Annotated in this window: 11 protein-coding genes and 3 pseudogenes; all 14 read right to left on the bottom strand. The window is 47.9% G+C overall.

The genetic code is table 11. From position 1 onward, the window contains the following. Nucleotides 1-94 precede the first annotated feature (94 nt). A complete protein-coding gene (locus JCM2765_RS13820; protein WP_156301809.1) occupies nt 95-445 on the bottom strand; it encodes a DUF3899 domain-containing protein in 351 nt (116 codons plus the stop codon). 101 nt (nt 446-546) lie between these two features. Beyond that, nucleotides 547-1,523, bottom strand: a pseudogene (locus JCM2765_RS13825) (ribose-phosphate diphosphokinase). A gap of 82 nt (nt 1,524-1,605) precedes the next feature. Then, a pseudogene (gene glmU / locus JCM2765_RS13830) lies at nt 1,606-2,982 on the bottom strand (bifunctional UDP-N-acetylglucosamine diphosphorylase/glucosamine-1-phosphate N-acetyltransferase GlmU). Between the two features lie 120 nt (nt 2,983-3,102). Further along, nucleotides 3,103-3,948, bottom strand: coding sequence for a pur operon repressor (gene purR / locus JCM2765_RS13835; protein WP_054737235.1), 846 nt, complete (start codon nt 3,946-3,948; stop codon nt 3,103-3,105). Between the two features lie 544 nt (nt 3,949-4,492). Next, entirely contained in the window at nt 4,493-4,645 is a 153-nt protein-coding gene (locus JCM2765_RS19190) for a hypothetical protein (RefSeq protein WP_369404082.1), read from the bottom strand. Further along, nucleotides 4,587-5,305 (bottom strand): annotated as a pseudogene (locus tag JCM2765_RS19195) (metal ABC transporter permease). Before JCM2765_RS19195 ends, JCM2765_RS19190 begins: the two are co-directional and overlap by 59 nt. Beyond that, nucleotides 5,274-5,969 carry a metal ABC transporter ATP-binding protein gene (locus JCM2765_RS13845; RefSeq protein ID WP_054737236.1) on the bottom strand — a complete coding sequence of 232 codons (696 nt, stop codon included), beginning with the start codon at nt 5,967-5,969 and terminating at the stop codon, nt 5,274-5,276. Before JCM2765_RS13845 ends, JCM2765_RS19195 begins: the two are co-directional and overlap by 32 nt. A 152-nt stretch (nt 5,970-6,121) precedes the next feature. After that, nucleotides 6,122-7,063, bottom strand: a complete 942-nt coding sequence (locus JCM2765_RS13850) for an alpha/beta hydrolase (protein ID WP_054737237.1) — start codon at nt 7,061-7,063, stop codon at nt 6,122-6,124. A 15-nt stretch (nt 7,064-7,078) separates the two neighbouring features. Beyond that, nucleotides 7,079-7,930, bottom strand: a complete 852-nt coding sequence (ispE, locus tag JCM2765_RS13855; protein ID WP_054737238.1) for a 4-(cytidine 5'-diphospho)-2-C-methyl-D-erythritol kinase — start codon at nt 7,928-7,930, stop codon at nt 7,079-7,081. Nucleotides 7,931-8,624: 694 nt separating this feature from the next. Then, the gene (locus JCM2765_RS13860) at nt 8,625-8,882 is read right to left on the bottom strand and encodes a Veg family protein (protein ID WP_054737239.1); all 258 of its coding nucleotides are present in this window, start codon (nt 8,880-8,882) and stop codon (nt 8,625-8,627) included. Nucleotides 8,883-9,070: 188 nt separating this feature from the next. Beyond that, nucleotides 9,071-9,955 (bottom strand): 16S rRNA (adenine(1518)-N(6)/adenine(1519)-N(6))-dimethyltransferase RsmA, encoded by an 885-nt coding sequence (gene rsmA, locus JCM2765_RS13865; RefSeq protein ID WP_054737240.1) that lies wholly within the window; start codon nt 9,953-9,955, stop codon nt 9,071-9,073. A gap of 1 nt (nt 9,956) precedes the next feature. Next, complete coding sequence (gene rnmV, locus JCM2765_RS13870; RefSeq protein ID WP_054737241.1) at nt 9,957-10,520, bottom strand: ribonuclease M5; 564 nt, start codon at nt 10,518-10,520, stop codon at nt 9,957-9,959. Between the two features lie 2 nt (nt 10,521-10,522). Beyond that, on the bottom strand, nt 10,523-11,296 hold the full coding sequence (locus tag JCM2765_RS13875) for a TatD family hydrolase (RefSeq protein ID WP_054737242.1): 774 nt from the start codon (nt 11,294-11,296) through the stop codon (nt 10,523-10,525). Between the two features lie 153 nt (nt 11,297-11,449). Further along, a complete protein-coding gene (metG, locus tag JCM2765_RS13880; RefSeq protein WP_054737243.1) occupies nt 11,450-13,501 on the bottom strand; it encodes a methionine--tRNA ligase in 2,052 nt (683 codons plus the stop codon). Nucleotides 13,502-13,847 lie beyond the last annotated feature (346 nt).

A 13,847-nucleotide genomic window follows, 5' to 3' on the forward strand; every position in this document is an offset into this window, starting at 1 on the left:
AGGATCACTGCACTTCACAAACTGAAGATGCTTACGCTGAACACAAACGTAAACAAAAAAGCCGCACCATCAACAGACAGTGCAGCTTAACTAGTTATAACGTCACAACGATGCCAAGAACCAGTAACCCGATGCCAACGGTCAGGCAAAAACGGGCATAGCGGTTCACAATGACCGGGCCGTTTTTAACCGAAGCGACTTCGGTTACCTTGATGCGTTCTTCAGGCAAAGGGTCTTCACCCTTCCGTCGCCGGCGCCGCCAACCGGCGAAGAGGTGAGCTTTTTCAAGGATGAAAAAGGCACCTACCATGAGAAATGCGAGGCTCAGCATCACCCAAACGTTAGACACGGCCACGACTGAGGTCAGTGGCATGGCAATCACGCCAATTAGGACGATAACGCCAAGGACCAGTAACGCCCACTTATTTCGTTTCACATATGTCATTTTATTCACCACGATTTCACTCAATCCAATTTAAGAAAAATACGCATGGCCTCTACAGACCATACGTATTTTAATCACTCATTTAGTCCCAATGCTAACGCCTATTCATTACCGTGGAAACGGTTGTGGAACAGTGGGCTAACCGGCTTGTTTTCATGGATTCGCTTAATAGCGTCCCCAATTAATGGGCCGACTGAGATTTGCTTAACCTTATCAATTTGCTTTTCAGGTGGTAATTGAATTGAATCCGTCACAACTAACTGCTTGATTGCAGAGTTCGCGATTCGTTCAATTGCCGGTCCGGATAAGACGGGGTGGGTACAGCTTGCGTACACTTCAATTGCACCAGCGTCCATCAGGCTTGCGCACCCAAGGTAATGGTTCCGGCCGTGTCAATCATATCATCGATCATGATACAACGCTTGCCCTTCACATCACCAATGATGTTCATGATTTCAGCAACGTTAGCCTTTGGCCGGCGCTTATCAATGATGGCGATTGGCGCCTTCAAGAATTCAGCTAAGGCCCGGGCCCGTGAAACCCCACCGTGGTCTGGTGAGACCACAACGGCGTTTTCATCGATACCGTGGTTAATGAAGTAGTCTGCCAGTAATGGTGCGCCCATCAAATGATCGACGGGAACATCAAAGAATCCCTGGATTTGAGCCGCGTGTAAATCAAGCGCTACGACCCGGCTGATGCCAGCGGTTTCCAACATGTTCGCCACCAACTTGGCCGTAATTGGTTCCCGGGAGCGTGCTTTACGATCTTGGCGCGCATACCCGTAGTAAGGAATCACAACGTTAATGGTTTCAGCACTTGCGCGACGCAAGGCATCGACCATAATCAATAGTTCCATCAAATTGTCGTTTACAGGAGCTGAAGTGGATTGAATCACGTAAACGTGGCAACCACGAATACTTTCTTCGATGTTAATCCGGATTTCACCATCACTAAAACGATCGACCGACGTTTTTCCAAGTTCAACGCCCACTTCATCTGCAATCCGTTGGGCAAGGGGTTTATTGGAATTTAACGCAAAGATTTTCAACTTTGGGTCATTATATTTCTCTGACATGGGATCCTCCAAATGGCTTATTTCTAGCTTTATTTTAAGCTATCTACAGATAACATGGCAAGCTTATTTCTAATTTAGACGATTATTTTTCTGGATCGTAGGGTAATTTTTTGAAATACCCGGGCTTATTGGTCTGCCGTGAACGCGCAATTGCCATATCGTACTGGTTCACAGCATCCGTAATGGTTGAGCCTGCCGCAATGAACGAATGGTCTGCAATCGTGAGTGGCGCAACTAAGTTTGAGTTGCTACCGATGAAGGCATCATCCCCACGATCGTGTCGTGCTTGTTGGCGCCATCGTAGTTAACGAAGACGACTCCGCAACCAACGTTGATCCGCTTGCCTAAATGGGCGTTCCCCACGTAAGTTAAGTGACCGACCTTCGTCCCTTCATCAATCGTTGCCTTCTTGACTTCCACAAAGTTGCCTAAGTGAACGTGCTTACCGATGTGAGATTGTGGCCGCAAGTGGCTCATTGGGCCAATGTTGCTGCCATCTTCCATCTCGGAGTCTTCCAAGAATGAAGAGGTTACCGTCACGTTGTCGTGAATAATGGAATCGTGAATCTCTGAGTGGGCGCCAATGCGGCAGTTTTCACCGATCACGGTGTGCCCCTTCAGTAACACACCGGTTCAATAATCGTATCCGACCCGATTTTAATATCCACGTCAATGTAAGTGTCATCTGGGTTAACCAAGGTCACCCCGTTACGCATGTGGACTTCGTTGATCCGCCGTTGCATCACTTTGGTTGCTTTTGATAACGCAACCCGGTCATTAACGCCCATTGATTCTTCGAAATCGGCCATCTGGTAAGCAGCCACGATTTCGCCCTGTTGCTTCAAAATTTCGATAACGTCGGTTAAATAGTACTCACCTTGCGCGTTATCGTTGTTGGTTGCGTGCAACGCCTTAAACAACGCTTGGTTGTCAAACACGTAAACACCGGTGTTGATTTCATCAATTTCTTGTTCTTCAGCAGAAGCGTCCTTTTGCTCAACGATTTTTTCAACGATGCCAATGTCGTTACGGACGATACGCCCATATCCAGTTGGATCCGGTGCCTTTGACGTTAAGATGGTTGCGACCGCTTCTTAGCTTCGTGATACTGAAATAATTTCTCAAACGTGCTGGCTTGAAATAACGGGGTATCCCCACTGACAACCAACGTGGTCCCTTCTTGATCCTTTAACAAAGGTTCAGTTTGTAAGACCGCATGACCAGTCCCGAGTTGTTCTTTTTGTAAGACGTACTGTGTCCGATCCTTCAACGTGGCTTCGACCTGTTCAGCACCGTAACCGACAACGGTCACGATTTGATCCATCTTGGTCTTTTCAACCTGTGTTAACACGTGGTCAACCATTGCCCGACCGCAAACCTGATGCAACACCTTGTAAAGTTTCGACTTCATTCGAGTGCCCTTACCGGCAGCCAGAATGATTGTATTTCGTGTACTCATCTCAAAAAAACTCCTTAGTTATTTTCATTATCGTCAGAGCAAAACACCAGCCACCACCCGTCAGTCAGTCATAAATGACATACTCACGTGAGGTGGCCAGTTAAAGTGTAACACTAACTCCTAGTCTTTGAGTTGGCTAAAGCGCTCTGGCGTGTAAATTTCACTTAAATAGTTACCGGGGGTCACATCAACGTGATCATCGGTTGCGTGGATCCGTAACAGTGACGTGTAGTTTGGCACGACCCGTTCGCCTTCAAAGGCGCCTTCAGCAAATACCGCAACACCAGCCACCGTTGAGTCAAATTCCTTAACCAGTGACTGCATTCCGCCAACGGTTCCGCCGCCCTTCATAAAGTCATCGACGATCAAAACTCGTGAACCTGGCTTCAGGCTCCGCTTTGACAAGGCCATTTTTTCGATTCGGCTACTTGAACCAGAAACGTAGTTCACACTAACCGTCGAGCCTTCGGTGATCTGAGAATCATGTCGGGCGATCACAAATGGGACGTTCAGGTAATCCGCAATACTTTGCGCAATCGGAATGCCCTTCGTTGCAACCGTCATCACAGCATCCACGGGATCGTGAACGTACTGCGTCGCAATTAAGCGACCAACTTGATGGAGGACACCTGGCCGGCCAAGTAAGTCGGACATGTAGACGTAGCCCCCTGGTAGGAAGCGGTCTTCTTCTGACAATGACGTAATCACGTCATCGATAAAGCGACTCGCTTCATCCTTTTTAATGTACGGAATAAACCGGGCCCCACCAGCAGCCCCAGGTACGGTCTCCAACAGCCCCGTTCCCCGAGTCTTAAAGGTCCGCTTCAAAATCGTCAAATCCTCACTGATTGACGATTTTGCCGACTCATAACGCTCCGAAAAAAAGGTCAACGACACTAATTGATGAGGCCGTTCCAACAGATACCGGGTCATATCAATCAGCCGGTCGCTTCTTCTTACTTTCACTTTGGTTCCTCCCATAAACACTCAAATCAGATTTAATAGTCCCATTTTAGCATAAATGTTCGGCTTTTACTTGCTTATTATGGGAATCTCATGATTTTATCACGCGCAATTTACGAGATAAGTCGTTTTACCTACGTTTTTGGCCGAATGTTATCCGTTATTATTAGAATACTAACGTTTGTGTCCAGCGTGAGTGTTGGGTAGATTTTGGGTGAAGGCTGTTTGTCATCGCTTCGCTCGCCAAAGCCGCACGAAAACCGGCGCTCTCAGGCTACAAAATTCGGCGCCACTTAAACTGTTATTTCTAGGGTTCCTGTCATTGTAAGAACTTGTCAACCACGCGCTTTCTGGCCACCACGCCGAATGGTGCTGCGCGAGACTGAGAGCTGCATGCAAGGCGACATCGGTAAAACCGCCAGGCCCGGGCGCCTTCACCGATGTCGCCTTGCACACTGCTCTCAACCCGTCTCGCTCCGCACACTGTCGCTGGACACAAACGACAGCAAAAAAGCCCCATCCAACCGGACAAGGCCACAAACCACAATTAACCACGTCGCCGATCATACAACAACGCTGCTAAGTAAAAGATAACTTCAATGACACTGATAAAGAAACTAACCGGCCAGTTCGTCACGTAGCTAAGATAAAGTCCCAGCCAAACACCGATCAGGGAAAAGGCGACTGCTACACCAATCATCAGCAACCGTGTGGGTAAAGTATTTCGCAGCTGCAGCTGGTAAGGTCAGTAAGATGAAAATTAACAGTGAGCCCACGATTTGGGCGGCAACGCTGACGGACAATGCTAGTAAGACTAGGAAGACAACTGACAGTGTCCGAGTCCATAACCCTTCAACTCGCGCACCAATTGGATCGAATGAATCGAACTTCAAGAAACGGTAGATCAAAGCGACAATCACCAGCACGATAGCTGATAACGCCACCATTTGGATCACGTTTTGCCGACTGATACCGATGACGCTCCCAAACAGGATTCCCGTTGCGTAACTGGCGTTGCTATTCGCTAGTGATAGGAACAGGATACCGAGACCAATTGCGAGGCTGAAATTGCCGAAATCGAATTTTCGCGCCGGGATGATTTAGCGCCCAATTCGCCAACACCAATCGAGCTGACCGTTGTAAACAACAGCATGCCCAACAGCGGTTGCCAGCCCATAAAGATACCAAAGGCGGCCCCCGCAAACCCAATTTCTGATAGCGTATGGGTCAGAAATGACATGTTACGGGCAATCACAAAAACGCCCATGATACCTGAAATAATGGCAATTAACGTGCCGGCCATGTAGGCATTTTGCATAAATGGGTAACTAAACATTTCGCATCCTCCCAACCTTTTCATCCGTTAGCGCCGTAATATCATCAGCCTCATAGTTGCCCGGCGTTAAGAACAGGTACTTATTCGCGTACCGCCGTGCTAACGGAATATCGTGGGTCACAAAGATGACCGTCAACGCAAGGTCTTCGTTCAATTGTTTAACAAGGTCTAATAACTCCGTTTTAGCAACCGGATCCAGACTGGCCGTTGATTCATCTAAAATCAACAGGTTCGGTTTGTCCAGCAACGCCTGTGCCAGATAGGCCTTCTGCTTTTCACCACCGGACGCCTGCCCTAGTGGCCGCTTGCGCATCGGGGTTAACTTCGTTTCGGCTAAAATTTCAGTGACGCGTTGCCGTTCCTTCTTGGTTAACCAAGGCAGCCCAACTTTCGCAAAATTCAGCCCCACAAAGTCCTCAATACATAACGGATATTCTGGGTCAATATTTCTAAACTGGGGCACGTAGCCCACCTTAACCGCCTGACGGGTCGGCAAAAAGGCCAGCTCACCACCAGTTGGTTTCAGTTCCTGTAAGATGAGTTTCATCAACGTTGTCTTCCCAACACCATTTTCACCCACGATGCTGAGAAAATCACCCTGATTTAACGTATAGTTCAATCCGGTAAAGACGCGCTTATCCGAATACGCAAAGTCTAAATCGGTGAGTTTTAAAATTGGTTCAGTCATGTGGATCTCCTTATCATCGACTCAGTAACCTTAATTACTAAGTTAAAATAAAAAATAGCCCCAATAGGCGCTATTTTTAAAGTAAATAGTAACTATTACTATTTTAGTTTAAGCTATTTTGATTATTTGTCAATGATTTTCATGAGTGACCACTAATCGTCCACCGTCACGTAACGGTCTAAGAACTGGGAAACGACTTCCCGATACTTCTTCGGATCGTGGGCGTATGACATGATATGCTTGGTATTTGGCACAATATAGCGCGACTTCACACCGCTGATTGCCTGATACAACGCCCGCGCCTGCTTAATCGGTACGACCTGATCATCTTCACCGTGAATGACTAAAATTGGCACTTTGATCTGCTTCAACTGGTGACTCACTCGCTGCGTAACTAACCGGGTCCCCGTACGTAACTGGGCAACGCGGTCCGCAATTTGGACGATTGGAAACGCTGGTAAATGATACTGCCGGTGCACCACCGTTTTGGCCATTTCAAAGAGCGAATCAAACCCGGAGTCTGCAACAACCGCTTTAACGTTATCGGGCAGTTTTTCACCCGCCGTTGCCATCACGGTCGATGCCCCCATGCTGATGCCCATCAACACGATTTCAACGTCATCGCCTAACTGGTCGATCACTTCTTGAATCCAGCCCTGATAGTCAAATCGATCCTGCCAACCAAACCCGATGCGATGACCGTCACTTTCACCTTGAGCTCGAGCATCCGGCATCAACACGTGATAGTGCCAATCGTGGAACAGGCGCGCATACGGAATCATTTGTTCCCGGGCGTGGTTGATGCCATGTGCCAGCAACACGACCCGTTTACTTGGCTGATCGGCTTTAATGTACGTGCCGCGCAATGTCAAACCATCATCGGATTTTAAATGCCATTCCATCAGTGGCTGTTTGAGGTACCAAACATTATCGGCCGCGCTATTTTCCGCTACCGCTAGCTGACGCCCCGTTTCTTTCTTATGCTGACTGGCGTACGTTAAAGCGTGATAAGCAGCACAACTGGTCGCAATCGTTGCCGTAAGCCCAGTTGCAATCGTCGCTGCCGTCCATGTGATCCATTTCGATTTTGACATGTTTAATAAGCTCCTTTATAACGAACGAACGAGGTAGGCTTCGGAGCAAAATCCCCGAATACTGTTAAACACTCGCTGGGCCCGCGACTGCTTGTCAAAAACCGCAAACACCGTGGGACCCGTGCCGCTCATGAGTGCATTGGTTGCACCATAGGCCTGCATCCGTTCCTTAATTTGTTTAATTTCAGGGTACCGCCCAGCTGAAATCGGTTCAAGCGCATTGCCCATCGCCGTCACCAGCGCAGCGTGATCGCCCACCTCAATTGCATCCAAAATCGACGCAATTTCGGGGTGCTCCAAATGATCATAATCGATTTGCCGCAAAATGCTGGGCGTTGACACACTCACGTTGGGCTTCGCCAATACCAGCCAAACTGGCTTTAACGATGGGTCTAGTACCCGAATTTGTTCACCATAACCGGTGACGTGCGCCGTTTTACCATACACGCAATATGGGACATCAGAGTCCACCTTTAACCCCAGTTTAGCTAATTCAGCCAACGGTAACTTAAGGTCCCACAACGTATTTAGTGCCCGCAATACTGCGGCCGCGTCAGAGGAACCGCCACCCAGTCCAGCCGCAACCGGAATGTTCTTTTGAATCTTGATCACAGCCCCCTGCTTCACGTTAAACGTTCGCTGTAACAACGACGCTGCTTGAAACGCTAGGTTGCGCTGATCATTGGGTAAAAAACCCGAATCCGAGGACACAACGATACTGCTTCGAGCCGTTGACCGCACCTCGACGTAATCCGCAAGGTCGATCGACGTCATTACCATGTTCCATTCTGGCATGCCATCCTCATGGCGAAAGGGGGTATCAAGCCCCAGGTTGATCTTCGCAGCTGCCTTTTCCACTACTCTCATCATCTGTTTTCACCTAAATTCTTGTAAAGGTTACCTCTTGGAGAGTTGAGTTTAGTCGATCAACTGAATGGGTCTAACAAATGCCCAACCAAAGTCGTCGGTTTACCAGCCGGCGCACTCATCACCAGTTAGTTTCATTAAGTTTTACGCCCACTCAATCGATCACGTTTGGCTCACCCTCATACCTTCGTCAGTTTATTATTGACATTATAGCAATTTTTTCCAAGTTTGTGTTCGATACCCGTGAGCTTTTTGAACTCAATCACTATCTGATATCAGTTTGGGGCAGATGTTTGGTTTTGATTCTGGTTTGTGCGTTTATTATGTATGTCGAAGGCTGTCGCTTGTGTCTAGCGTAAGTATTTAGGTGCGATTGGGGGGGACGGCTGTTTGTCATCGCTTCGCTCGCCAAAGCCACATGAAAACCAGCGCTCTCAGGCTACAAAATTCGGCGCCACTTAACCTGTTATTTCCAGGGTCCCTGAAGTTAGAAGTTACAAGAAGTTGTCAACCGCGCGCTTTCTGGCCACCACGCCGAATGGTGCTGCGCGAGGCAAAAGGCTATGTGCAACGGGCTCTAAGCCAAACTACCAAAACCCGGTAGTTTACCTTAGAGCCCGTTACACGCCGCCTTCTGACCGCCTCGCTCCGCACACTGCAAACAAAAAAGAGCCCCGCTAACCGCGTGGTCTCTTTACTGTGCATCGTCTTCGACCGGAAGATCGAAGTCAATTTGAATGTTCTGGGTTAAAATGTCGGTGTAGCTGTATGATACCCGTTCAAATGAATTCTCGTCCTGATCTAAATCAACAACGAAAACGGCGGGATAGGTTTCTTTTAGAATTCCGTGTCGTTCTGTCGTCTTTTTGCGCCCTGCCTGGGCGACTACCATAAGTTCCTGCCCGATGCGATGATCGAGCCGATCCTTAATCGTTGCTATACTTGTTGGCATGACCTCACCCCTTGTGAAACATTATAGCGCGGTTTCACAAAAAAGTCAAATTATACCACAACTCTTTATTTTCAACAAGTATTTTTCTTATAAAAATAACTAGTTTTTGACAAGTCATTTAAGCGCTAAAAAGTCATGGTAAACATTGTTAACACGCCTTTTCAGCCGTTATGCACGAACCCGATTAGCTAGAGTAACCCATCCGCATGCAACTCATTTACTAATTCAATGAACTGTTCTAGGCGTAATTTTTCCGAACGAATTTGAGGTGAAATTTGGACCCGTTCCAAAACAGCGGTTAAGCGGGTCTTCACATCGGGATCTTTACCAAACATAGCCAGTAAGTTATTCCAAAAACTCTTCCGCCGGTGCATAAAGCTACCCTTTACGAATTTAGCAAATACCCGTTCATCAAACGGTAACACCGCCAGTGGTTCGCGCTTGGTCATCGTAACAATTGCGGAATCCACGTTCGGTTGTGGAATAAAAGCGGTTCGCGGCACCATGAACGAAACCGCCGCATTCGTTTGATACTGAACGGCAATCGATAACGACCCGTACGCCTTCGTGCCGGGAACGGCAACTAGCCGATCCGCAACTTCTTTTTGCATCATGACCGTAATGGCGTCAAAACTGATGCCACTTTGAAGCACATTCATCAAAATTGGCGTTGTGATGTAGTATGGCAGGTTAGCCACTAACTTCAATGGCCGACCTGGTTCAAAGTGTTCCGCAATCACTTCACCGAGATTAGCCTTCAGGATGTCTTGGTTGAGCACGGTGACGTTATCGTACTGGGACAACGTTTCGCTTAAAACGGGAATCAATTGATCGTCAATTTCAAACGCCAACACTTGGTGGCTGTTTTGGGCCAAAAATTCCGTTAACGCCCCGATCCCCGGGCCAATTTCGATCACGTTATCCTGTGGTGACAGGTCAGCAGCTTGAACGATGTGTTCCAAGATGTTGATATCAGTTAAAAAGTTTTGTCCGAGGCTTTTTTTGATGGCTAACCCGTAACGGTTGATAATAGCCTGGGTCCGTGCTGGACTCGCAATTAATGGTGTGCTCACGTTAGTTTTCTCCTTCGTCGATTGTCTTCACAGCTTGCCAAAATGCCGTCTGACTGATCTGAAACATCTGTAGTCGCTTCTTTAGTTGCTTGCCGTTGACGTACCCGATTCGAAGCACCTCGCCCAACGCTTCACGACGGGCTTTTGCTTTCGGTCCACCGATCAATTCGGCTTTCAACAAATCTGCTTGCGTAATCGTTGGCTCTGCAGTTGCGTCAGCTTCCGTATAAACGTTTTCTAGCGCTTCTCGAATCGCTTCGGCGCTCGCGTGCTCAACCCCAAGTGAACCGCCAGCCTTCGTTGGGACGCCTTCACTTTTAGGTAAAAAGGCGTGCTTGGCATTTGGCACGACTTCTGACACGATTTTGCGAATCTTTTCACCGGAAAAATCCGGATCAGTGAAGATAATGATGCCTCGTTTTTTGGCGACCTCTTCGATTAACGCCAGCGTTTCATCCGGGACTGCTGATCCCCGAGTTTCAATCGTATCAGCATTCACGGCCTTAGCGATTTGCTTCGTGTCGTCCTTGCCTTCAACGACGATCACTTCTTGAATGGTTTTCATGTTTACTCCTCTATCCCAAAGAACCGGTGGGCATTGTGCCAAGTTGCTTCAGCAATCGCTTCTGGGGTTGTCTCCCGTTCCTTAGCAATTGCATTAACGGTATAGTGTGTGAACCCAGGTTCGTTTTGTTCGCCACGGTGGGGTTCTGGCGTCAGATATGGCGCATCCGTTTCCACCATCATGCGATCCAGTGGCGTTGCCCGAACTGAGTCGTGGACTTCATGAGCGTTCTTAAAACTAGCAACGCCACTGTACGAGATCATCATCCCCAGATCCAAGAACTTCTGTAGCCATTCTGGATCACCATTGAAACTGTGCATGACCCCGCCGATACCATCAAGTCCAACTTCTTTAATAATGGCGTACGTGTCTTCAAATGCATCACGGTTATGCACCACGATTGGTAAATGGTGTTTCTTCGCTAATTCAATTTGACGTTTAAATACCCGCCGCTGCACATCTTGGGGACTCGTATCCCAGTGATAATCCAGTCCAATTTCACCTAACGCAACAACTCGTTCGTCTTCTAACTGTTGTTCGAGCACCGCTTCAGCTGCATCGTCGTAGAACTTCGCATCTTCTGGGTGCCAGCCAACTGCGGCATACAGTTGTGGATACTGATGCGCCAAGTCGATTGCGGCCTGATTCAGCTCCGTATTGGAGCCCACGATCGTCATTTTAACGACATCTAAGTCGGCTGCCTGCTGCAGAAACCGTGGCACATCGTTGATAAATTCTGAACTGTTCAAATGGGTATGTGAATCAAAAATTTTCATAGTTGCCTCCTGTTTGCTAACCGCCGAAAACAAGCGAAAAGACCGGATGATCACGTTGCCATCATCTGGTCTTTTCGGTTACCTAGTCGGGACCTGACGGCACGTGGTGTGGCTTGACGCTCTCACCCTTCTCGCGCCCGGACACCGGCCACTCTATTCGACTGTTGACCCGTTCTTGATGCCTTCAGGAACCGTTACGAGTTGAACGTGTCCTTGATCATCTTCGGAAGATAACAGCATCCCTTGGCTAATTTGACCACGCATCTTCCGTGGTTTCAAGTTGGCCACGATGATGACCTTCTTACCAAGTAGTTCCTTAGGTTCTGGGTAGTATTCAGCGATACCTGACAAAATCTGGCGATCGTCGCTGTCACCAGCGTCCAACCGGAATTGCAGCAGCTTATCAGCACCTTGAACGCGTTGGACATCAATGATTTCAGCAACTTTTAATTCGATTTTTTCAAATGCTTCGAACCGAACATCCTTCTTATCCGACTTCAAAGTCGTTTCTTCCGGATTCCAGACACCAGAAGTGGCTTGCTGCTTAGCTTCTTCCATGGCAGCCCGGCCCTTCTTCTTGTCGGACTTCGTCATCTGTTGCACGATAAAGTCAACTTCTTCTTCCGCATCTCGACGAGGGAAGATTGGGGTCCCTTTTGCAACAACCTTACTGTTTTGTGGTAAGTCGGCAATGGTCAGGTCCTTCAAGTTGATTTGCGCATCAAATTCTAAGCCTAATTGCGCCAAGATTTCCTTTGGTGCGTGCGTCATTACTGGGCTTAGCAGGTAAGCAATAACCCGCAAACTAGCCGTTAAGTGCGCCATAACAGCCGCTAACTTCTTAACGTCAGTTGCATCGTCACTCTTGGCCAAGACCCAAGGTTCAGTTTCATCGATGTACTTGTTTGTCCGGGCAATCAGCTTCCAAATTTCAGCTAACGCATCTGACATGTGTAAGTCATCCATCAACTTGTGGTAGTTGGCGATCGTCGTTGCTGACGTTGCTTCTAAGTCTGCGTCAAATTCAGTGACACCGGCTTCGTAAGCTGGTACAACGCCATCTTCGTACTTGTTGATCATAGCAACGGTCCGGTTTAACAAGTTCCCGAGGTCGTTAGCTAAATCGTAGTTCAAGCGATCAACGAAGTCTTCTGGTGTAAACGTCCCATCGTTACCGTAAGGCATTGCCCGCATCAAGTAGTAACGGACGGAATCCAAACCGTAACGATCAACTAAGGTTTCAGGGTAGATCACGTTCCCCTTAGACTTGGACATCTTGCCGTCCTTCATCACTAACCAGTTGTGACCAAAGACCTGCTTTGGTAGTGGTAAGCCGAGGGCGTGCAACATAATTGGCCAGTAAATCGTGTGGAACCGAACGATTTCCTTCCCAACCATGTGGACGTCAGCTGGCCAGTATTTTTTAAACAAACTATCATCGTCCGTATCGTAACCTAACGCGGTGATGTAGTTCGTCAACGCATCCAACCACACGTAGACCACGTGCTTTGGATCTGACTTCACTGGCACGCCCCAAGTAAAGGTCGTCCGTGAAACGGCAAGGTCTTCCAAACCTGGCTTGATGAAATTATTGATCATTTCGTTCATCCGGGTTGCGGGTTGGATAAATTCTGGGTGCGTGTGGTAGTAATCCAACAACCAGTCGGCGTACTTACCCATCTTGAAGAAGTAAGATTCTTCCTTAACCAACTCAACTTCGTGGCCACTAGGAGCCTTCCCACCGATCACTTTACCGTTATCATCGCGGTAAACTTCAGCCAGTTGGGTTTCCGTAAAGTATTCTTCATCATCCACGGAGTACCAACCTTCGTATTGACCCAAGTAAATATCACCCTGGTCTTGAAGTTGTTGGAACATCTTTTGAACCGCAGCTTCGTGGTAATCATCGGTCGTCCGAATGAATTTATCATTTGAAATCTCCAGAACTTTCCAGAGTTCCTTGATCTGAGCGGCCATCTTATCCACGTAGCTCTTAGGATCAGTGCCCAGCTTTTCAGCCTTCTCTTCGATCTTCAAGCCGTGTTCGTCAGTCCCGGTTAAGAAAAAGACGTCGTATCCCGTTTCACGCTTGTAACGCGCTAAAGTATCACACGCAATCGTCGTGTATGAGTTCCCAATGTGTAACTTACCCGATGGATAGTAAATCGGGGTGGTTATGTAGTACGTAGGTTTCGTTTCTGCCATGTTATCAACAGGCCCCTTTCAACAAATGGTTATATTGTTGCTTTTTAAAATTTTGAGTGAACAAATTCTCCAATAGTATAGCATAATTCCAGTGGCTGTGTGCCCTGCGTCGGAAGTTTCTACTGTCGTTTGTTTCCAGCGTAAGCATTCTTTCGTTTAGTTTGTGAAGTGCAGTAATTTGCTTGAACTGGCGATTCCGGTAAGCGGCTAGGTTCCTGCTGTGGGGCCGGCCTGAGCCAAAGGGCGGTCTCAATCCTCAAATTGAAGCCTCGCCAAAAACCGCGCGAGTCTTCAATTTGTCCCCGATAATTGGCGGTTGTTGGAAAGACGCCAACAACCACCAATC

This window comes from Secundilactobacillus similis DSM 23365 = JCM 2765, from assembly GCF_001311075.1.
Lineage (GTDB): Bacteria > Bacillota > Bacilli > Lactobacillales > Lactobacillaceae > Secundilactobacillus > Secundilactobacillus similis.